Genomic DNA, 21,843 nt, shown 5'->3' with positions numbered 1-21,843 from the left:
ATAGTGAGGGAGAGGTGAGAAAAAATGGAAAACAGGCAGGCTGTACGAACTGGCTTTCTCGAAGCGAATGGTGCACGTATTTACTATGAAGTAGCAGGGGAAGGCGAACCGCTCTTATTGATCCACGGCTTCAATTTGGATACGAGGCTATGGGATGCCCAGCTGCAAGCTTTTGCACAGAGGTATAAGGTTGTTCGCTTTGATATCCGCGGGTTCGGTAAAACACTGGCGACTGACGTTCCTTTTACCTTGTACGACGACGTGAAAGCGGTTCTGCTAGGGCTTGGTATCGAGAAAGCACATGTGGCTGGGCTTTCGTTTGGGGGAATGGTCGCGCTGGAGTTCGCCCTTGCTTATCCACAAATGGTGAGTAGTTTGATTCTAGTCGCCTCAGGCTTGTTTGGTCACCCAAGAAGTGAACAAAGGTTGCACGATGTGGAACGATTCAATCAAGTATGTCAGCGTGGCACGACAGAGGAAGCGATGGAAATGACGACGCAAATGTGGTTTGACGGTCCTGGTCAGCCGGTAAATGAGCAAGCTGTGGAAGCCCGTAACCGCTTTAAAGAAATCAACAGACATGCCTTTTCGCTGCCGGAGTTTGGCGCTGGATTGGAAACGTTATCCCCCTCACCAATAGAGCGTTTGGAAAACATCGAAGCCCCGACACTTGTTATTGCAGGAGCGCGGGATTATCCCGATTTTTTACAGATCGCCGATGTATTGACTGAACGGATTACAGGCGCACAAAAAGTCATCCTGCCTGACTCAGCCCATATCCCACCGATGGATCAACCAGAGGTATTTAACAAACTCGTCCTGGAATTTCTCGCACAAAGCATTGTAAAATCCTCCTAATACCGTTTGAAAAGGCATGGATCGGAGAGATTTTCCGCTCATGCCTTTTTTTGTTTTCAACACTTTGCCACATCAGATAGCCCGATGGAGCCATATAGATTCTCGTACTATTTTGATAGGATTAAGACGAAATAAGGAAGTAGGTGATAGGGTGACAGATAACATCAGACATTATGCAGTTGTGTTTTTGCTCGCCTTTTTATTTGTACTGACAACGGGTATGACAACTGCTTACGCCCATGCTGGCTTAATGGGCAGCTCCCCACAAGATGGTGAGGTACTGAAGGAGAATCCAGGGAAAATATCTGCGTTGTTTACCGAAACATTGGAGCCCGATCTTGTTAACGTGCGTTTATTTGACTGGAATGGCAAGGAAATAAACGTGGAGCGGCCGACATTGCAGCCGGGTGATGCCGCGCAGTTGAATGTGAATCTGCCGAGCGATTTGGCTTGGGGGACGTATTCGGTTATCGTGTCTGTCGTTTCCGAGGACGGGCATCCGATCGAAGAGAAGCTCACGTTTTCCATCGGACAAAAAAGTGCGTTCGTGGTTCCGCCGAGTGAGCAAAAAGCAGATTCAAGCTACTTGATCATGTACCGCTATTTAGCGCAAGGGATTATTCTCGTAGGTGGCGGCTTGTATCTGGTAGCGTGGGCAGCACAGCGTCATGGCTTGCCTTCGCTTGCCCAGCTCATCGGGATTGGCAGACAAATAGGCTGGAGTTTGGCGATCATCGGACTTATATTTTTGTGGTTCTTGTATGACGAAGCGTTAACCGCTGTATCACTTACGCAAGCACTGTGGCAGATGGACGGGAACTTGCTCAGTCAGTCTCCGTTTGCGATCATGCTACTGGTGTCCTTTGCATTACTGCTATTGATGGCGATCCCTAATATGGTGTCCGGCTGGTATGTGGGAATCTGGATTCTCGTGATCAGCGCACAAGCTTTTGGTGGTCATGCATGGGGGATTGCTCCTGTCTGGCTGTCCATTTTGCTGAGACTGTTGCATGTATTGACGGTCGCCGTGTGGATGGGGGCACTTGTCTATTTGCTCCTTACAGTCAAAGTGGCGGAAAGAGGACAGGAGTCGTTCAAGAGGTTCTTTTTGCAGACAGTTGCTGTAGCGGCAGTGCTTGCTGTCGTGACGGGTGTTGTCATGCTCATCGTGCAGACGGATGTCATGAATATTTTCCAGAGTACAACGGCATGGAGCTATCTGTTATACGGAAAAATAGTAAGTGTCTGTCTCATGCTTCTTCTAGCCTTTAGGCAAACAAGACGTTGGCGGACGAAAAATTCCTTGGAGCCGGCTTACTTGCGTTGGGAGATTGTATTCGGGATTATCGCCGTTCTGGCTGGACTTTGGATGAGCCAGATCAACTACCCGACGGCGACGACAAATAATCAGGCCGTGATTCAAAATGATAATAACTAGGGAGGGTTTCATACGATGAAAATGACAAAATGGATGAGCAGTATACTGGTAGCAGGTGCAGTTTTGACGTTGGCGACAGCAGCACAAGCACATGTGAACGTATATCCGAAAGAGACTACTACAGGCTCCTATGAAAAATACTCAGTGCGTGTCCCGGTTGAAAAAGACGTCAATACGACAAAAGTGAAGCTGGAATTCCCGGCAGGTGTGAAGGTAAATACTGTGCAACCGATTCCGGGCTGGAGCTATGAATTCGAAAAAGATAAAGACGGTGTGAACACAGCGCTTGTGTGGACAGCAACAGAAGGCGGAATCAAGGCGCATGAGTTCCAAGAGTTCACGTTTGTCGGGGCAAACCCGAAAGAAGAGGGCCAATTAGCTTGGAAGGCTTATCAGACCTATGCAAATGGCGAGGTTGTGGAATGGACAGGGGACAAGGATTCCAAAACGCCAGCGTCTGTTACTACCATTAAGGCTGGTGTAGGCGAAGCAGGGCATGAGCATGGACAAGAACAAAAGCCAGCAACCGCTCCTGCCGGAGAAGCTGCTGGTACAGGCAGCAACAATACCTTACCATTGGTACTTTCTGGTTTGGCGCTGCTGATCTCCATTGTTGGCCTGTTTAGAAAAAAAGCGTAAGTGCTTCATAATCAAGCTGTGCAGTGTGTCCAATCATGCTGCACAGCTTTTTTTCATTGTGTGGGAATTGGAAAAATTCTATAATAGCAATAATTACTTTCGGAGGTGTATATCACATGTTAAAAACACTATTCAGAGCAAGCAAGTACACAGGAAGGAAAAATATGAACGGCAGCATGACGCGTACGCATTTTGCACAGTAGAGGATTCTAGAGTAACAATCAGTATGTGAAAACGGAACGTGTCATCTGCCTAAAAAAGGTGGATACTGCTTCCATGTCTATGAATGCCACAAAAGTATATACGATCAAAAGTTTTTTGATTTCCCTGGCCAATACGACCATGTTCACGACCTATGCGCTTTACTACATTGTGACACTGGGTTTTAACCCGTTTGAATTGCTTTTGATCGGGACGGTATTGGAGTTATCCGTGTTGGTGTTTGAAGGGATAACAGGAGTAGTTGCGGATACGTACAGCCGCCGTCGCTCCGTCATTATCGGGATGTTTTTGCTGGGAATCGGATTTGCAATGCAGGGGATTGTTCCCACGCTTGATGCTTGGGTACCGTTTATTTCTGTCTTCGGCTTGGTCTTATTTTCGCAAGTCGTCAGTGGTCTCGGGTATACGTTTATCAGTGGAGCGGATACTGCATGGATTGTGGATGAGGTTGGAGAAGAGAAGATCGGTACGATTTTCATGAAGGCCAAGCGTTACTCCTTGTTTGGGAATCTGCTCGGGATTGCACTTAGTGTGGCATTGGCAACACTCGCTCCCAATTTGCCTTACATCATAGGCGGTCTCATGTATCTGGGGCTTGGTGTCTTTCTGATTCTGTTCATGAAGGAGACCGGTTTTATTCCTCGTGAGCGTGAGCAAGGTGCTTCCCACGTGAAGGAAATGATTCAGACGTGGACTTCGGGTGCCAAAGTGATTCGCAGCCAGCCGATTCTGGTGTTGATCTTGTTCGTGACGCTATTTACGGGTGCAGCTTCTGAAGGGTATGACCGTTTGTGGGAAGCGCATTTGATCGCAGAAATTGGCTTTCCAGAGCTCGCTGCTATTTCAATGCCAATATGGTTCGGGATTATTGCCGCACTCGCAAGCTTACTTGGCCTCATCGTCGTAAGCGTTGTGGAAAAAAGGCTGGATGTGAACAATGAGCGGGTTGTCCTTGTGGGCATGTTCACGTTGACGGGTCTCAAAATTGCAGCGATGATTGCTTTTGCCTTTTCCCCTAGCTTTAGCTGGGCGTTAGTAGCATTGCTGTTGATCGGTGTGATTCAGTCATTAAGCAGTCCGCTGTATGATACGTGGCTGAATCTGAACATTGAGAGCAGTGTGAGAGCGACGGTTTTGTCGATGATGGGCCAGTCCAATGCCTTAGGACAAACGGCAGGTGGTCCGGCAGTCGGATGGATCGGGACCCGGTTTTCGATTCGCGCTTCGCTGGTTGCGGCGGCCATCTTGTTGGCACCGATTCTGATTGTGTTCGGACGTGCGCTTAGAAGGCGCTGAGTTGTAACAAGTATAAGGTATGTGCCCATTTTTAGGGCGCATGCCTTTTTTGTTGAGGAAATGCAAACAAACTTGCGAACGTGTGTTCTCTTTTGGTATGATGATCTCAACAACAAGAAGACACATTTTTGGTGGTGACAGCATGATGATTCTGGAGTTGAGAAGGTACGCAGCCCGGCAGCAAGCAGTGGAGATCATCTATTTGAAGAAGGATGGAGAGGCTAGCAGGCGTACGATCCGTATGGTGCATATCGATGAGAGCAAAGGGAGCTTGAAAGCATACTGTTATAGGAGGAAGGCGTATCGTGTATTTGTGTTGGATAACATTTTGGCGATCGCACCTGTGTCTGGACATTTTGCCGGATGAAAAGGAATCATCCTCCACGCCCCCAGCCTATTCCAGCCATACTATGTTATACTAAATAGGTAAACAACTTCAAAAAAGAGGAAGGGCGGGGACAACAATGGAGTTCTTCATTGTCATCGTCATCATGTTTTTGGTCGTAGTATTTGTCTTGGCGTCCAAAGCCGCAAAAGGCGGAAGTGGGCGCACTCATTCCTCTTCAGACAGTGGGGGCGGAGCCTTCTATGTCGACAGCAGTCACAATCACCATCATCGAAATCACGACTCCAACGATCGTTGGGATAGCTATGACAGCGGAAGCGATAGCGGTAGTGGTGGAGACAGTGGTGGCGGAGATAGTGGAGGCGGCGGCGGGGGAGATTGACGCTGTTGCATTTTGTTTCATTATGGTACAATAATTGGGAAATATGATTCCAAACCTGAATGGTAGGTTTGCAAAGGAGAGATGTTTTATGGTAGCCATCAAATTTGTTCAGAGTGTCGTAGTCGGGGTCACAGGAATCCTCCTTTCAAGCGAACAGTAATACCGTTCACCAAATGAGGATTCGACTGTGACTGGTTCTGGCTGATAGCCGTATATTTAACCAATTGCAGGGGGAATCCGCAGTGAATCAACTAACCAATCAACAAGTATTGCAATCCATGGGCTGGAATGAGTATTTTGCTAATCATTTTGCCCCTTATGCCGAGCAAGGCTACAGTGTGGGACGTATCACACTCGAACATAAACGTATTTATCGTCTGTGGAATGAGCATGGCGAACTCTTGGGCGAAGTAACGGGTAAGCTTCGTTATGAAGCCATCGGACGAGAAGATTTTCCGGCTGTCGGGGACTGGGTAGTGATCAGTGCCCGCCCAGAGGAAAAGAAAGCCTCAATCCACGGAGTTCTACCACGTAAGAGCAAGTTTTCCCGCAAGGTAGCTGGGGATACTGTGGAAGAGCAGATTGTGGCGGCGAACGTCGATACCGTTTTCCTCGTGAATTCCTTAAATAATGATTTAAATCTGCGCAGGATAGAGCGCTATCTCATTCTTGCGTGGGAAAGTGGAGCCAATCCGGTGATTGTGCTTTCCAAGGCAGATTTGTGTGACGATCTGGATGCATGTATGGCAGAGATAGAATCAGTTGCGATCGGAGTACCTGTTCATGTAGTCAGTGCTGAGCAGGGAGAAGGACTGGATCAGCTTGCACCGTATCTGGGCGAGGGCCAGACGATTGCCTTGATGGGTTCCTCTGGTGTTGGCAAATCCACGTTGATCAATAAATTGAGCGGAGCAGAGATGCAAAAAGTCAGTGGCGTGCGTGAAGGTGATGACCGTGGTCGCCATACGACGACACATCGCGAACTGTTCCGGTTGCCGAGTGGTGCTCTGATGATCGATACACCGGGCATGAGGGAGCTGCAGCTCTGGGAGGCAGATGAAGGCTTCCGCGGTGCTTTTGACGATATCGAGTCCATTGCGGAAACATGCCGTTTCAATGATTGTAAGCATATGCGCGAGCCTGGCTGTGCTGTTCAAGCTGCCATCCAAGCTGGATCATTGGAAAAGGCACGCTTTGACAGCTACCTGAAGCTTCAACGCGAATTGGCACATCTAGCGCGCAAAGAAGACGCAAGGCTTGCAGCTGCTGAAAGGGATAAATGGAAAAAGATCAACGTTCAAATGCGGGAGAAAAAACCGAAGCGATAAACACGAGAGCCCTTGAGAAATCAGGGCTCTTTCCTTTATATGGACAAGTAAGCGCTTCCTTTTGTTTTCAAAAATTAACGCTTGCTCACAACGCGAGAGTTATGATAGATTTGGTCAATACTCGTTATTACACTTCGAAATAAATAGATGGTAGCTCGTATAATTTTGGGAATAAGGCCCAACCGTTTCTACCAGGTGACCGTAAATCACCTGACTACGAGTGAAAGTGCGTCTAGGGTTCCGTTTCTTTCTTTCCTATTCTAAAAATAGGGTTGAAAGAAAGCTGGTCCGAGCGACGCAGGCACGATTGTTGTGTCACACCTAAGGGACAAAAGCCCAGAGGGACAGTTTCACTTGGCGTTGGTTTGTTACGTAGCCCGCTTGTGACACTGTCCGCTCTGGGCTTTCTATATTTCAGTAGGCCACAGGTATAAAAAGTGGCCGGAACCATACCCGAGGAGGAAGAATTGATGAAAGAATTACAAGAGCGCATCGTACAGGACGGCAAGGTACTGTCGGCATCCGTTTTGAAGGTGGATGCGTTTTTGAACCACCAGGTAGATCCAGAATTGACGATGAAGATCGGACAGCGCTTTGCCGAGCTGTTCGCTGGTGAAAAAATCACAAAAGTCGTGACGATTGAGGCGAGTGGAATTCATTTTGCTATGGCGACTTCCTTTGCGTTGGGTGTTCCCTTTATCTACGCGAAAAAGAAAAAAGCTGTCACGTTGACAGAGGAAGTATACTCTGCTCCAGTTCATTCCTTTACCCGCCAGGAAACGTATCAAATTAGTGTTTCCCGTCAGTATTTGTCCAAAGAAGACCGCGTATTGATTGTCGATGACTTCTTGGCTACCGGAGCTGCTCTTGTGGGGCTTACGAATATTATCAAAGATGCCGGTGCTCATCTTGTCGGGGTTGGCGCTGTTATTGAAAAGAGCTTCCAGGAAGGCCGCGGTCTCTTGGAGCAAGCTGGCGTACGAATCGAATCCTTGGCACGTATTGAATCAATGTCACCAGAAGGCATTCACTTTATTGAAGAAGAGCCTGCACGCGTATAATCAATAAATCAATAGGAGGTAAGGGTTCACTCATGCTAGCCAAACATAAGATTGTTACTTTAGGCTTACAGCACATTCTTGCCATGTATGCAGGAGCCGTCGTCGTGCCGTTGATTATCGGCGGTGCTTTGAATCTGACTCCTACGCAAATCGCTTATTTGATAGCTGCCGACCTTTTCACATGTGGAATTGCGACGCTCTTGCAAGTCCTAGGCACGCGTTATACAGGGATTCGCCTTCCCGTTGTGCTAGGCTGTACTTTTACAGCAGTAGGACCGATTATCGCGATTGCTTCTACGAGTAATCTAGCGACTGCTTACGGTGCCATCATCATATCGGGTATATTCGTCGTCTTGGCAGCTCCACTGTTTGGCAAGCTACTACGCTTTTTCCCAACCGTGGTACAAGGTTCAGTCGTAACGATCATTGGACTGTCGCTCATTCCCGTTGCGATGAACAATGCGGCTGGCGGACAAGGCATGCCGGACTTTGGACAACCGCACAATTTGCTTTTGGCTTTAGGAACGTTGGTTATCATTTTGCTTATTAATCGTTTCTTTACCGGATTTATTCGTGCGATTTCCGTATTGCTCGGGTTGATTGTCGGTACGGCTGTAGCTTACATGATGGGGATGGTCAGCTTCGCGAGTGTAGCGGAAGCCTCTTGGTTTAGCGTGGTTGAACCGTTTTACTTCGGTACACCACAGTTCAGTATTGTCGCCATTGTTACCATGATTCTCGTCAACATCATCAGCATGGCTGAGTCCACAGGCGTTTACTTTGCACTCGGTAAAGTGACCGATACAAAAGTAACAGATCAAGATGTAGTCAAGGGCTTGCGCGGGGAAGGGGTTGCAATTGTACTGGGCGGCATTTTCAACGCATTCCCTTACACGGCTTTTTCGCAAAACGTCGGTCTGGTTTCCTTGACTGGTATTAAATCACGCGATGTGATGATTGGTGCCGGTGGAATCCTGGTTGTTCTCGGACTACTGCCGAAGCTGGCTGCTTTGACAACGGTTATTCCTAACGCGGTATTGGGTGGAGCGATGATCGCTATGTTCGGGATGGTTGTTGCATCTGGTATCAATATTCTCTCGCAGGTTGACCTGAACAAAAACGAAAATCTGCTGATCGCTGCTTGCAGTATCGCGGTTGGACTAGGCTCTGCTGCAGTTCCGGCGATGTTTGATCAACTGCCTACTTTGGCAAAAATGATGCTGCAAAATGGTATCGTGACAGGTTCTTTGACCGCAGTCATCTTGAACATTCTACTCGTTCATACGAATAAAAAAGCATCTCAGACTGCTCCGGCAAATGTAACTGTTTCGGAAGCGTCTTAATATCAAAAAATGAACCGCTACTTCCTGGTTAATAGGAGGTGGCGGTTTTTGCGTTGGAAATGTGGCTGCGGTGGAGAGAAGAATATTTCCAGTCTAGGCTCCAGGCTCCGTCCTGCTGGGAAGTGTGAACTGCCCGCTCCGAAGGGATTCGCGGGGAAACGCAAAAGTGGTAGCCGCTTCGTAGACCGGGCACGGTTGCGTTTCTTTTGCCCGCGAATCCCTTCTCCGCTCGGTAGGACTCCACAAGTCGCTACGTCTGGAAATATTCTTCTCTGGCGTTACTGATGACATTCTTTCTAAGGTTTTTAAAAATCGATTAACACGGAAAGTTCGTAGGGGAAACAGGATGGACCACTTTGGACGCGGGTTTCGCTTTTTTTCATGGAGTCGGGCAGTGAATCTCTCAGCGAGTGGCCCTTGAAGCTAAGTGTTTTCTCCTGTTTCCTCCCACCACGACAGCTCGAGCAACGATTTTAAAAAAGGCTTCCCTGCAATGACAAGCGTCCAACAGTGCTGGCCAAGTTTTACATACGATGACCATGTAAAACAAACTACCTCCAGAAAGGAAGGGATGCCATGGCAACCTTTCAGGAAGCGCTCCTGGCCAAGAAGCACTTAGTCAAAAGGTGGAAGCGAATGCCGGGCGTAATTGGCATCGGGATTGGCTATGCAAACGGTAAAAATAAAAAAGGCGGCGCCTGCGTTGTGATGTATACCGTCAATACAAGTGCCGCCGTGAAGAAGGTATGCCCGAGCTGCGTCCTTGTCAAAAGACAGGTGGCGACAGCCCATGTATCCGTTCCTGTTCGAACTGTCACCTCTGGACGGTGCCATTGTCATCCCGCTGTACGTCCCTCTGCAACGAATTATCGCAGCAGAATCAGACCTGTGATCGCTGGCTACAGCATCGGCTACCCAGGAGCGTCCGGAACGGCTGGGTTAATCGTTGCGCGAGGAGGCCAACGGTTTGTGTTGAGCAACAATCACGTCCTGAATCGAAACAATACGAGTGGCTATACCGAGACCATCCAGCCTGGTGGAGCAGACGGAGGTCGTTCGGGAAGAGATCGAGTCGGACGCTTGTACCGCTATGTTCATCTTCGGAGAAATGCAGTGAATCGAATGGATGCAGCGATTAGTATCCCTACTTCTAATCGACTCCTTGCCCCTCGTTATGCAACAGTAGGCAGAGTACCAGGTGTTATTCGTTCGTATGGCATCGGGCGTAGATTGAAAAAAGTGGGCCGTTCATCCGGGCTGGCATGGGGAACGGTTGAATCGATCCACACCGATGTTGATGTTAGTTACGGGAGCTACGGAGGGCTGGGGACCATTCGTTTTCAGAATCAGACGGTCATCAGGAGTACGGTTCCCATCTCCTTGCCTGGAGATTCTGGCTCTGTTTGGCTGACTGCGGGCAATTACGCCGCAGCCGTGAATTTTGCTGGTTCAGCCAATGGCAGACTCTCGATTTCGTATCCGGTTGTCTGGGCATTGCAAGCGTTTGGCGTCGGGGTAGCGAGATCAGCAGGGAGAACTAGCAAGTCAGTTGCCAAAGCCAAAGGAGTCAGGAGAAACAACGCTCGTACGAGACCACTGTCTGCCACTGAGTTAAACCGTGTCCAAACAAAAAAAGCTGCCTCTAAAAGGCAGCCGGGCAAGAAAAAGACGTAAAGATAATAGCATTAGGAAACTTCTTTGGCTAACTGATCCAGTAGGTGAAGAATGCGGTGTGAGATATCTTCTAGTGTATCAAACGTAGCTTCTGCTTCCTCTTGTTTTCCTTGCTTGACGAGGGTGTAAATCCGCCGAACCGTTTCGTGGAACTGGCGATGAGGCGCTTCTAATTGCTTGAAAGAGGGCAAGGTGTTCACGGATGGATTGTTCAGGGCCTCGTCATACCAAATCCCCAAGCGGCATTGATGATGGTCGACGAGTTCTTTTTCATCAATGTGGTGATACCCAAGCATGAAGTTGTACAGCCACCATTTCCATAAGAGATGGTCGGTTTTGACGATGCGCAAGTAATGCTTGGTCTTTAAGTGGCTCGTTTGTGCGATGCTCAGTTTGTGCAGGCTGCTAATGCCAGCGCCAACATCATAGACGTTTTTACCTGCATTCGAGACGTGCGAAGAGACCTGCTCCATATTCGCCTGGACTTGCGATATGCGCATCGAAATATCATCTGTGGCAGCAGACTGCTCTTGTGCCAATGCTGCGATGTGTCCGGTGGAATGTCCGACAGTCTCAATATTTTGCACAATATCTCCTAATATGCCGATCGCATCACGTGTCTGAATCACTTTATCGTTAAAATGGTCGCTCATGAGAGTGGCCGTTTCTTTTACCTGAACAGCTTCATTCTGAACATTGTTGATTGTGGCTGTTATGCTTTGAACGGATTGCTTGGTCTGTTCGGCGAGCTTTCGCACTTCATCTGCCACGATAGCAAAGCCGCGTCCATGTTCGTTGGCTCGTGCTGCCTCAATCGACGCATTCAATGCAAGAAGATTGGTTTGATCGGCAATATTGCGTATGACTTGGACGACCTGGGAAACTTCTGTAATGGATGTCATTAGCTGCGAAATTTTTGTTTGCATCTCTTGGAATTCATCTGCCATGGAAAGAAAGCTGGTCAATGACTCTTGGATAATATCTTTGCCTATCGTCGCTTGCTCGATTGTAGTGGAGGCACTCTCTGCGACAGAGACGGCTGATTGAGCCACTTTTTGTACAGATTCGCTTAGTTGCTCGGCAGCAGAACCCACATTGCCAGCTTCCTCAGTTGTATCCTCAAGCGTGTCCAGCACATGCTTGAATTTATCGATTTGAATCACTAACTCCAGAACTTCGCCCAGGCGGTCAATGACTTTGTAATCATTATCCTCCTGATACGATTGGAGGACAATTTGCGAATCAAGCGTGATGATCTTCATGAGTGCCAACAGGACGGAAGATAGTTCTTGGGGACGTTTCGAATAAGTGTTAACGATTGCTGGAATCAAATATTCATACACCCGTAAGTAAGAGCCTGTATACCATTCTGGCGCAAGTCCAATTTTGCTGTGGACCTCTCCGATTTTCTTGCGCCCGGCTATATAGGCGTCGTCTAGCTTGGCATGTGGAAGCGATTGCAAATAGTGACGAAAGGATACGGCCAATCGATCAACCGTCGTATTCGTTTCGATGATTTGCATCAGATGGGAGTATTGGTGAAGCATGTGGTAATGACGCTCTGTAATGGCCTCTAGGTGTTGGGTTAGGAGTGGTTCAATTTGTTTCAACCGATCAAGGTCTGTCTGATTCATTTGCAAAAAATGAACTTTTCCCTGTAGCTGATCGGGCATTTGGACATCGCTTTTTTGAATTGAGGCGGTAACGGTTTGAGCGCCACGCTTACCAAACATAAAATCCCTCCATATTTTTACGGAAAACGGGCCTATTCATATAAAGAATAGGCCATAAGTGCTTTTTAGATTATAGCATTCACGAATGGAGTTGAATCTTTGGAACTATTGTGATTTTGTGAAAAGTATATTAAGAAATGGGCAACGTCATCCATTATTCAAAAAAGGTCATGTGATGCTTTTCGTCCCGGTAATAAGCGAGGCGGTCCTGGAGAGTGCCTGTATGTAATTCGAACTTATGCCCATCAGGGTCGGTGAAATAAATGGAGCGCTTATCCCGCTCTGAACGATCACGTCCATGCAAAATGGTAACGCCGTGCTTTTCTAAATGAGCGTACCACTCATCAAATGACTCTTCTGTGATCGTGAAGGCCATGTGTGTATAAGAGTGGGCAATTTCATTGCGTGGGATGTCTGATTCCTCATTTAGCGCCAACCAGTAGCCATTCAGGTCAAAGTAAGCCAGCTTGCGACCTCGTACAAGTGGTTTGGCATGCAGTACATCCCGGTAAAAACAAAAAGATTTCTCCAGATCTGAGACAGAGAAAAGCAAATGATTCAATCCTTGAAGTTGCGGCAATACGTCCCCCACCTTTTTAGCAATAATCTTGCAACTATTGCTATTGTATGGGGAAAACAGGCAAACCACCAGTCTATCCCGGGTCTGCCTGCCATTTGTTTAGGATTGACTTTGTTGAGCTTGCGCTTGGGTTTGCAGCGTGGATTGGACTTGGGACACCATCGTTTGAGCTTGGGCAATTTCCTGAGAAGCTTGCTTCAAGGCTTCTTCGGCGAGCTGTGGATTGGCTGCAGATTGCTCGATCGCTTGCGTAATCATATTTTTTGCCAGTGTGGTGGCTACCTCTGCTTTTTTAAGCGAGTCGGTGTTAATTTGGCTAGGCATGATATACCTCCTGCGGGTTTCGATGATGGGAACACCGTATTAATTTGCCCCGCACGCAACGGTTTATGTATATGGATACGCGTCCAACCGTTTTCCTTCCGCGATGCATAGTCTGACAGGGGGAGGGACGTCAGATGAAAAAGCAATGGGTGCAAGTCATTCGATTGGCAGAGCAAGCTTTCTTCACGATCATCTTTTCAGCGCATAAGCGGGTGGGGGATCGCGGAATCATTTTGCCAAAGCGCTTTAATTCCAAGTTAAAAATTCGCCGTTTTCTGCAAAAATTCATGACCCCTTGTCTGGCAAATCGCGTGATCGGCAATCTTGATTTGCGACGAATAAACGGACGACTCGCGATCCCTGTAGGGGATACGATCGGGGCGCCACCGATTGTAAAATCACAAGTCCTGTCTTCGGGCAGCAGATGTGCGACGCTTGTGGTCTGGTTTGCCTTCGATCCAAGTGATCGATTTTTCCGTGTGTACCAGTTGAAAAAGCTTCCGAATGGGCGCTGGATCGTTGTAGGGCGTCATCCGCTGGACTATCCGTTTAACCTTCCGCAGGATTTCCTGAAACGCCAAATACCATGTGGAAAAATCTGTACACCTTGGAGAGGGAAGTTAAAAATTAGGAAAAAATGACTATCTTCCAAAAAAATCCGGTATTGATATTGGTTCAATTTGCCTGTATAGTATGTAAGTGTTGCAATACTTATCGGAAATTGTCGAACGTGAGAGTTCCGATACTGCTGGAAATCGGGAAGTAGCTCAGCTTGGTAGAGTACTTGGCTTGGGACCAAGGGGTCGCAGGTTCGAATCCTGTCTTCCCGACCATGTTTCAAATGAATATGCCGGTGTGGCGGAATGGCAGACGCGCGCGACTCAAAATCGTGAGGGAAACCGTGGGGGTTCAAGTCCCTCTACCGGCACCAGCAATCTATACATATGGTTTTCGTTATAAGGTGGGGAACAGTGAGTAGGCCTGTTTCTCACTTTTTTTTTATTCTTAAAATCAGTGTCCATTATACCGACAATAGATAGGGAAGATCGCATGGAAGAAGCAGGACAAACAAAGCCTGCCAAAGGAGAGGACGACAGTGATTAAGGTAATGATAGTGGAAGATGAGAAACCGATCCTTGATCTCATGAAGCATGTCATCGGACAAAACGATCACTATACGATCGTTGGAGCATTCACACATCCACTAGAGGCACTCGCTTGTCTGCCCGATCTGTGCCCTGATGTGGCGTTCTTAGATGTAGAAATGCCAAAAATGAACGGACTCGAGCTAGGCTCCAAAATAAATGAGTTGTCTGAGCACACTAAAATTATTTTTACGACTGCCTATAAAGAGTACGCGTTAGATGCGTTTAAGGTGTACGCGTTTGACTATATTTTAAAACCGGTTACGCCTGCGGCCATTGAACGAGTCACAAATCGGTTAGTCAAACAGCTACAATTGACGGCCCCGACCAAACAACCCATGAAGAATGTTTCCATCCAATGCTTTGGTGGCTTGGACGTGCGCAATGCAGGAGGTGAAGTCGTTCGATGGCCAACGAGAAAGAGTGAGGAGTTGTTTGCCTACTTTCTCTGCCATCCCAAGGAGGATATCAGCAAGTGGCATCTGACTGATCTTTTATGGCCGGAGATGGACGAGAGCAGAGCCACGCATAACCTGCACAATACCATGTACCGACTAAAAAAAATTATGAAAGAGCAAGAACTCGGTATCGATATACAAAAAACGGGTGAAGGCTATTTATTTCACCCGATGGATCAGACGTACGATTTATTGGCATTCCAACAATTCGATCTCTCTTCGTTAACGGATAGGCAAAGCGCAGGAGGAGCCGAAAATTTGTGTGCAATGTACAAGGGGGCCCTTTTTGATCGCAAGGATTTCTTGTGGAAAGCCCCTCTGGAAGAACGGTACCGGAAAAAGTATACGGAGCTGGTGTGCAAACTGGTAGAGCTCGACATGACCTCAACGGAGTTACCAAGGGCGGCGCGCAGGCTGGAAGAGTACTTGGCGGTTTACCCTTTGCACGAGGAAATGAATGTCGCTTTGATGGACATCTATGCAAGGGGCGATCAAAAACAGAAAATCGTCCAGCACTATGCCAAATTCGCTGATGCTTATCGCCAAGAGTGGGACATGGAGCCGCCGAGGGAAATAAGCGAGTGGGTATCCCGCATGCTTGGAAAGTGATAGTAACGCAGGCACATATCATTTCGACCACAGATCATGTGAGAAGTTTGGGAGACGTTATTGCTATCATTCCTAGAAAAAGGAAGAAGGCGAGTTTCATGCAATTCACCATTATCTCTGTGGGAAAAATCAAAAATGATATCTTGCCGCGAGTGGAAGCATACAGCAAACGCTTGGCCGTCTATTGCAGAATGAACATTGTTGAAATTCCAGAAGAAGCCCGAACGGAAACGATGAGCAGCGCTGAGATCGAACAAGTGAGGCAGTCGGAAGGACAAAAAATCCTCGCGCAAGTCAAACAAGAGCAGCATGTCATCGCCCTCACTGGAGAAGGAGAACTATGGACCCCAAAGCGACTGTCTGTGCAAATTGAAGATTTGTCGATGGAGGGCCGAAAAGAGATTCTCTTTGTCATTGGCGGTTCACTTGGCTTATCGGAGGAAGTCTTGGTCAGAGCAAATGATCGGCTGGCACTCCCGAAGAAAGCATATCCGCATCAGTTGACGCGTTTAGTCGTGTTGGAACGTTTGTACAGAGCGCTGCGAATCAGCTTGGGAGAGCCACTACGGTAGTCAGTTTAACGGCAAAAGGAGTCTCGAAATCATGAGACTCCTTTTTTCTATGTACGTAAAAACATTGTGAGATTTTTGTGAGGGGGAAATGGTACTCTTAGAACGAGAAGATCGTACATATTCGAGTTCTGTAGGGGAAGGGGATACATTTTTGGAACGAAGGAATTTCCTGATGCCTGCCGGGATTGGATTGGTTTTTTTGCTTTCCATAGCGGTATTTATCGGGATCTATATACAAACCTTTCCTAGTCGGGACATGCCCATGGCGAAGCGGGGAGTACTCGATTTGTCGAGCTGGGATTTTCAAAGCCAAGGCTTGGTCAATTTAGATGGGGAATGGGAGATATATCCGGGGGAATTGATTTCGCCTGAAGATTTTCGACGAGGGCAACATGCAAATGCCTCGTATCTGGTTGTACCTGGAACGTGGAAGGGAGACAGTCTCATCGATAGTATCGACCGGAAAGGCGCTGCAACCTATCGATTACAAGTAAAGCTCCCAGAAGACGGACAAATATATGGATTAAAAACAAAGAGCATTCGGATGTCCCACCGATTATATGTAAATGGAAACGAAGAAGGTGCGAGCGGACAGCCAGCCGTAGAGAGTGAAGCCCATCAGCCGGGGAATACGCCGTATACTGTGTTTTTTTCCGTGGATGACAAGGATCTGGAGATTGTCATTCAAGTAGCGAATTTCATGTTTTTCACCGGGGGGATTGCGAGCTCGATTCAACTGGGCTTGGATGAGGATATTGCCATTGTAAACAGCACCTTGCTCGGAACGGATATTGCCTTTGTCGTAACACTAGGGATCATGGCTGCGTACCATCTCAGCTTTTATTTTCTCCGTATGAGGGATAGAACTTATTTGTTCAGCGGCAGCTATATGATTGTTCTTGGTATTTATCACATGGTTTTTGGAGAGAAGGTACTGTTGCAGCTTTTCCCTTCGATTCCTTTCGTTGTTGCTTACAAGGCACAGGATGCATCCCTGTTCGCAAGCTCGATCTTGCTCGCCCTGTTTTTCTGCTCCATTGATACGAGGGTTCTATCCCGCAACTGGCTGGTGAAGCTGACAGCGCCTATTTTTCTCTACATCCTTGTCATACTCGTCTTGCCCTACTCCTTCTATACGAATCTGAAAGGGCCTCTCCTGATTTATGTGCAAATCTTTCATTTCTTCATCATGGGTAGGTTGCTTTATTTATCTAACAAGAGTCATAGGGACTCGTCGGACCGAAAAGAAATGCTGCTTTTCGTTGGTGCGAGTATTTCCTTGTCGGTCAGTCTCATTGATGGCCTGTTATACGCAGAAAACATCGTGCCCACTGATCTTGCGGGAAAAATCGGCATCCTGTATTTCATTACCTTCATCAACATTCTTTTGGCAGTGCGATTCACGAATGCCTATGAAAAGACAGAAATTCTTTCTCATCAATTGAAGATTTCCAATCAGATCAAAGATGAGTTTTTGACGCATACTTCGCATGAGATGAAGACACCGCTGCACGGGATTATCAATATCACGTCCCATTTACTAGAGGATGAGAGTAATGCGTTGTCTTCCAAACAAAGACAAAATCTTTGGCTCGTCAAGGATACATCGATCAAGCTGTCTATGCTGGTTGGTGATTTACTCGATGTTACTCGCCTGAAGCATGGGGAGCTGCGCCTCCATTTCTCGATTGTGGATATCAAGGTCATCACCCAAATTGTCTTTGACGTACTGCAATTCGAACTGCTGGGGAAAGATGTCCGACTGGAAAATCAGGTCCCTGCTAACATTTGGGTGTATGCAGATGAGAATCGCCTTCGTCAAATCATGTATAATCTCGTACACAATGCCATCAAGCATACGAATGTAGGCTCGATTAAGGTAACGGCGGGTGTTGTGGGGGGACAGGTTCGTATTTCTGTTGAGGACACGGGAATAGGAATTTCACTGGATAAGCATGAAGCCATTTTTGATTACTTTGAGCAGGTGGATCAGCTATTGCCACAGGATGGATATACAGGCATGGGGGTAGGCTTATACATCAATCGCAAGCTGGTTGAACTCATGGGCGGAGAAATTTGGGTAGAGAGCTCGGAGCTTGGCAAAGGCACCTGTATGACATTTACGCTGGCGACGGGGCATCAGCAGATGGTCCCGCAGGAGCTTGCTGCAACGGCTGAGGAGAGGCATCGGGAGGCCAGTGAACAGATTCCTCTCAATATTTTGGATGATCACCAATACACCATCATGATTGTCGATGACGAGGCATCCAACATTCACACCTTGCTGAACATTCTGTCCAAGCATCGCTATAATGTCGTTTCGGCCTTTTCGGCAAAAGAAGCCATGAAGAAAATCAAGGAGCATCCACAACCTGATCTCGTCATTCTGGATGTGATGATGCCAGGAGTATCGGGGATTGAGCTGTGCCAGCTGTTGCGAACGCAGTATTCGATTCTAGACTTGCCGATCTTGTTTGCATCCGTCAGAGATACCCCTCAAGACATTGCACTCGGCTATAGAGCAGGGGCGAACGACTATGTGACCAAACCATTTGATGCGGAGACACTTATTGCCCGCGTACAGACACTGATCTCGATGAAAACCTCCATTCAGGAGGCAATTCGCAATGAACATGCGTTTCATCAGGCTCAAATCAAGCCACACTTTCTCTACAACGCTTTAAGCAGTGTCATTTCTTTTTGTTATACCGATGGAGAAAAGGCAGCGTATCTCATCACCATGCTCAGCCAGTATTTGCGTTATATTTTAGATATGGATCGAACGACGCTGTTCGTTCCGTTGTTTCGGGAAATGGAGCTCATCCATGCTTATGTAGAGATCGAAAAGGCTCGTTTTGGGGAAGGCTTCGAATTTGTGTGTCACGTAGATGATGGAATTCTTGACAAAGAGATTCCTTCCTTGAGCATCCAACCGTTCGTAGAGAATGCGATCCGGCATGGATTATTCGAAAAGGACGAAAAAGGTCACGTGACGCTTACGATTGTGGACGGAGGTCATTACATCAAGGTCATGATTGAAGACGATGGGGTCGGTATTGCAGATGATCTCCTGTATCAAATGTCAAAAGGCGAGAATCAAAAAGGAAGCATCGGCATCCAAAACATCCGCAGACGATTGGATACCATTCCTGGTGCGACCTTGAGTATTACCTCTGAAATGGGAAAAGGGACCAAAATCGTCATGTACATTCCTACTCCTGAGGGGATGCATGCTACAATAGCGTAGTATAGAAGGAAAAGGAGGCGAGAACGTTGAGACTTGCAGGAAAACAAGTGGTTTGCTTCGTCGAAAGTGAATTTGAGGATCTCGAGCTCTGGTATCCGGTGATGAGACTGCGAGAAGAAGGCGCTACCGTCCATTTCGTCGGCCCGAAGGCGAATCACGTCTACATAGGGAAATATGGTGTACCGTGTGAGGCTGACAAAGCGATGGCAGAGGTCAATCCTGCCGATTATGCAGGTGTACTCGTTCCAGGAGGGTGGGCACCTGATAAGTTGCGCCGCTATCCGGAAGTGCTGTCGTTTGTGAGTGCGATGCACGAGGCGAAAAAACCGATTGGACATATTTGCCATGCGGGTTGGGTGCTTGCTTCCGCAAAAATTTTGCGTGGGGTAACCACGACATCGACGCCAGGCATTAAAGATGATATGGAGAATGCAGGCGCGATTTGGGTAGATGAAGAGGTCGTGGTAGACGGTCACATTGTTGGTTCACGTAGACCGCCTGATCTGCCTGCATACGCAAAAGCGTTTGCTGATTTGCTGGCACAACAATAGGAAATGCGTAGTGGGCTTGCTCGGGTAAACGGGCAAGTCCTTTCATGAAAGAAACTCCAATCTAGTAGGGGATGATAGGGTGTTCAACAATCGGGAGCCACTCCCAAAAGAAAATCATACGCCGAGCAGCAAAAATCCATTTGAAAATATGCTTTCCCCACAAAATTCCTCCCGAAATCTGCCGCCCGTTTTACAGCTCGCCAAAAAAGTAGGAAACAAGGCAATGACGCAGCTCCTGCAAAATCAAAAGCAACCTCGAATGCCTGTCATCCAAAGGAAACTCAAACAAGAGAATCTCAATAAAATGAAAGCGGACCATCCAGATGCATTCGAACAAAAAGATTTTGAAAAAGCCGTTGGAGATGACGGGAAGTTTACGGATGTGCAAGCAGATAAAGGACTTCCTACTTTTTGGGGGATGTTAAAGGAAGTATACGGGGAAAAAAATTTGAATTCAAAGGTATTTGCCAAAACAAAAAAAGAGTTGGGAGATACATGCGACCGTCCTCATTCTGTTACCGCTTTTATCACAAAAAGTGCCTCTAAAAATGACCGTGAAGGGCTAAAGCTGGTAACAGCCATCGGAAATCTTGGACAAGAAGAGATTTTTATACGGGAAGGCGCGATTAGCGGGTTATTGGCCAGCTACGATGGAGGCCATTTGGTTGGCTATCAGATCCTCAGAGGACAAGGAGCTGATCAAGAATGGAATGTAGCCCCGCAGGATACCAAAAATAATCAACAATCCTACAATAATACAATCGAGGAAATGCTCCGTGAAGCGAAAATTGGAACAAAGTACGAGTACACCGTAGAAGTAAAATACGATCAATTGAATTTCAGTGTAGACCAGGATCAGCTATTCAAACTGGGGATCTTGAAAAAAATAGACGCGGATAAACCATGGGAAATTCAGCTTCCTGTCAGAATACCCTTCAAATGGGAGGCCCAAGCAGAGATGCTCAACAATGGTCAATTTGGTCGTCCAACGGTAGGGGATTCGTCCTATGATCAATATTCAGAAAATATGGACGAAAGTAATCTGGATTATACGGAGAGCGACTATACGGCGAGATACCATTTGTCGTATTCCGTAAATCGAGGAGAAGACAAAGACTATACGTCCAGTGATTTGGAAGATACGAAGGGCGTTACAGGTGTTCGTTTTTCCATGCATCAAGCCTTGATGTCAGATCATGCGAAAAATAAAGACCCGATAGCATGGAAAGGAAGGGAAAGGGTAGCGAACTACGGGAGTGTACAAGACGGATTGGTGGCAGAGTCCGCTGGTATTCGAAACGCGGTCGAGAAAATGTACGAGAAAAACAGACAAGAGTTTATCGAGTTTGAAGCCATGGAGGATGCAGATCAACCAGAGGACTTTGAGCTAGCTCCTGCTGTTGTGATGGACAAAATGGTTGATGAAGGATATAGAAGCTGTTTTATCCAAGAGTTGCGGGATGCTGAGATTGAGATGGAATACGATGAGCTGAAATATGCAAACGAAAATTATTTGGATTCTTTTTCCATGAAGGATGATGACTTGAAAAGCTTGCAGCTGGAACAGGATCATCTGAAAGATATCGAAACAAAAATGAACGCAAAAGATATAAGCCCAGACCTGCTGAAGAAATGCAAAGCCATGCTCCAAAAGCAAAGCCGCGTTTTACGGGTCATCCTCAATCATAAACGGGAAAGAATGACGTATTCAAAGATTGTCAAAAAAGCACGTCCAATCTATAAAAGAAAATGGGAAAGGTCGGTTAAAAAATCGATTGCAGCTCATGAAAGATTGAAAATCATGAAGATAAAAAGCAGAAAAACGTGGAATGAGCAACAGATTTTACAAAACTTCGAGTGGAACAAAAACAGTTGCAGGCGAATCGAAACATTTGACGGATATTTGAAGGGGGAAATAAAATTACGAGAAGTTGATACCAAATGAGATAAACACCAAGCCGAAACATGGTAAATTTCGGCTTGGTGTTTTATGAACCGGAGTCATTCCTTTTCTTCCACGGCGGATCGCCAAGCTCG

Annotated in this window: 20 protein-coding genes, 2 tRNA genes and 1 riboswitch; of the genes, 19 read left to right on the top strand and 3 right to left on the bottom strand. The window is 47.1% G+C overall.

Annotation, left to right across the window (positions count from 1 at the left end):
• Nucleotides 1-24: 24 nt before the first annotated feature.
• The 11 genes from ACQ5DJ_RS08475 (at nt 25) to ACQ5DJ_RS08425 (ending at nt 10,587) form a co-directional block, all read left to right on the top strand.
• Nucleotides 25-858, top strand: a complete 834-nt coding sequence (locus ACQ5DJ_RS08475; RefSeq protein WP_429842054.1) for an alpha/beta fold hydrolase — start codon at nt 25-27, stop codon at nt 856-858.
• 151 nt (nt 859-1,009) lie between these two features.
• The gene (locus tag ACQ5DJ_RS08470) at nt 1,010-2,296 is read left to right on the top strand and encodes a copper resistance protein CopC (protein WP_429842053.1); all 1,287 of its coding nucleotides are present in this window, start codon (nt 1,010-1,012) and stop codon (nt 2,294-2,296) included.
• A gap of 15 nt (nt 2,297-2,311) precedes the next feature.
• Complete coding sequence (locus tag ACQ5DJ_RS08465) at nt 2,312-2,935, top strand: YcnI family protein (protein ID WP_429842052.1); 624 nt, start codon at nt 2,312-2,314, stop codon at nt 2,933-2,935.
• Nucleotides 2,936-3,211: 276 nt separating this feature from the next.
• Entirely contained in the window at nt 3,212-4,453 is a 1,242-nt protein-coding gene (locus ACQ5DJ_RS08460) for an MFS transporter (RefSeq protein ID WP_429842051.1), read from the top strand.
• 142 nt (nt 4,454-4,595) lie between these two features.
• Complete coding sequence (locus ACQ5DJ_RS08455) at nt 4,596-4,820, top strand: WYL domain-containing protein (protein ID WP_261376067.1); 225 nt, start codon at nt 4,596-4,598, stop codon at nt 4,818-4,820.
• Between the two features lie 97 nt (nt 4,821-4,917).
• Nucleotides 4,918-5,181, top strand: a complete 264-nt coding sequence (locus ACQ5DJ_RS08450) for a hypothetical protein (RefSeq protein WP_429842050.1) — start codon at nt 4,918-4,920, stop codon at nt 5,179-5,181.
• Nucleotides 5,182-5,423: 242 nt separating this feature from the next.
• On the top strand, nt 5,424-6,509 hold the full coding sequence (rsgA, locus tag ACQ5DJ_RS08445) for a ribosome small subunit-dependent GTPase A (RefSeq protein ID WP_429842049.1): 1,086 nt from the start codon (nt 5,424-5,426) through the stop codon (nt 6,507-6,509).
• Nucleotides 6,510-6,644: 135 nt separating this feature from the next.
• Nucleotides 6,645-6,746, top strand: a riboswitch (purine riboswitch).
• 233 nt (nt 6,747-6,979) lie between these two features.
• Complete coding sequence (locus tag ACQ5DJ_RS08440; protein WP_429842048.1) at nt 6,980-7,570, top strand: xanthine phosphoribosyltransferase; 591 nt, start codon at nt 6,980-6,982, stop codon at nt 7,568-7,570.
• A gap of 32 nt (nt 7,571-7,602) precedes the next feature.
• Entirely contained in the window at nt 7,603-8,913 is a 1,311-nt protein-coding gene (locus ACQ5DJ_RS08435) for a nucleobase:cation symporter-2 family protein (RefSeq protein ID WP_017252027.1), read from the top strand.
• 48 nt (nt 8,914-8,961) lie between these two features.
• Complete coding sequence (locus ACQ5DJ_RS08430) at nt 8,962-9,198, top strand: hypothetical protein (RefSeq protein ID WP_429842047.1); 237 nt, start codon at nt 8,962-8,964, stop codon at nt 9,196-9,198.
• Between the two features lie 291 nt (nt 9,199-9,489).
• On the top strand, nt 9,490-10,587 hold the full coding sequence (locus tag ACQ5DJ_RS08425; protein ID WP_429842046.1) for a hypothetical protein: 1,098 nt from the start codon (nt 9,490-9,492) through the stop codon (nt 10,585-10,587).
• A gap of 11 nt (nt 10,588-10,598) precedes the next feature.
• On the opposite strand, the gene ACQ5DJ_RS08420 is transcribed toward ACQ5DJ_RS08425, so the two are convergent.
• From ACQ5DJ_RS08420 to ACQ5DJ_RS08410, 3 genes are all read right to left on the bottom strand, one after another.
• A complete protein-coding gene (locus ACQ5DJ_RS08420) occupies nt 10,599-12,320 on the bottom strand; it encodes a protoglobin domain-containing protein (protein WP_429842045.1) in 1,722 nt (573 codons plus the stop codon).
• 154 nt (nt 12,321-12,474) lie between these two features.
• Entirely contained in the window at nt 12,475-12,900 is a 426-nt protein-coding gene (fosB, locus tag ACQ5DJ_RS08415) for a metallothiol transferase FosB (protein WP_429842044.1), read from the bottom strand.
• Between the two features lie 99 nt (nt 12,901-12,999).
• Nucleotides 13,000-13,224: a hypothetical protein gene (locus ACQ5DJ_RS08410; RefSeq protein ID WP_007722024.1), complete on the bottom strand. Its 225-nt coding sequence runs from the start codon at nt 13,222-13,224 to the stop codon at nt 13,000-13,002.
• 134 nt (nt 13,225-13,358) lie between these two features.
• Between ACQ5DJ_RS08410 and ACQ5DJ_RS08405 the strand changes: the two genes are divergently transcribed.
• The 8 genes from ACQ5DJ_RS08405 (at nt 13,359) to ACQ5DJ_RS08370 (ending at nt 21,751) form a co-directional block, all read left to right on the top strand.
• A complete protein-coding gene (locus ACQ5DJ_RS08405) occupies nt 13,359-13,865 on the top strand; it encodes a hypothetical protein (RefSeq protein ID WP_429842043.1) in 507 nt (168 codons plus the stop codon).
• A 115-nt stretch (nt 13,866-13,980) separates the two neighbouring features.
• Nucleotides 13,981-14,057, top strand: a tRNA-Pro gene (locus ACQ5DJ_RS08400).
• A 16-nt stretch (nt 14,058-14,073) separates the two neighbouring features.
• Nucleotides 14,074-14,155 (top strand) — tRNA-Leu (locus ACQ5DJ_RS08395).
• A 165-nt stretch (nt 14,156-14,320) separates the two neighbouring features.
• Nucleotides 14,321-15,436, top strand: coding sequence for a response regulator (locus ACQ5DJ_RS08390; protein WP_429842042.1), 1,116 nt, complete (start codon nt 14,321-14,323; stop codon nt 15,434-15,436).
• Nucleotides 15,437-15,534: 98 nt separating this feature from the next.
• Nucleotides 15,535-16,008 (top strand): 23S rRNA (pseudouridine(1915)-N(3))-methyltransferase RlmH, encoded by a 474-nt coding sequence (locus ACQ5DJ_RS08385; RefSeq protein WP_429842041.1) that lies wholly within the window; start codon nt 15,535-15,537, stop codon nt 16,006-16,008.
• A gap of 88 nt (nt 16,009-16,096) precedes the next feature.
• On the top strand, nt 16,097-19,255 hold the full coding sequence (locus tag ACQ5DJ_RS08380; RefSeq protein ID WP_429842040.1) for a hybrid sensor histidine kinase/response regulator: 3,159 nt from the start codon (nt 16,097-16,099) through the stop codon (nt 19,253-19,255).
• Nucleotides 19,256-19,281: 26 nt separating this feature from the next.
• Nucleotides 19,282-19,806, top strand: a complete 525-nt coding sequence (locus tag ACQ5DJ_RS08375) for a type 1 glutamine amidotransferase domain-containing protein (protein ID WP_390299076.1) — start codon at nt 19,282-19,284, stop codon at nt 19,804-19,806.
• A gap of 79 nt (nt 19,807-19,885) precedes the next feature.
• Entirely contained in the window at nt 19,886-21,751 is a 1,866-nt protein-coding gene (locus ACQ5DJ_RS08370; RefSeq protein WP_429842039.1) for a hypothetical protein, read from the top strand.
• The last annotated feature ends 92 nt before the right edge of the window (nt 21,752-21,843 follow it).

It is taken from the genome of Brevibacillus sp. FIR094, assembly GCF_050477165.1.
Taxonomy (GTDB): Bacteria; Bacillota; Bacilli; order Brevibacillales; family Brevibacillaceae; genus Brevibacillus.
This window is presented reverse-complemented; position numbering and strand designations above follow the sequence as displayed.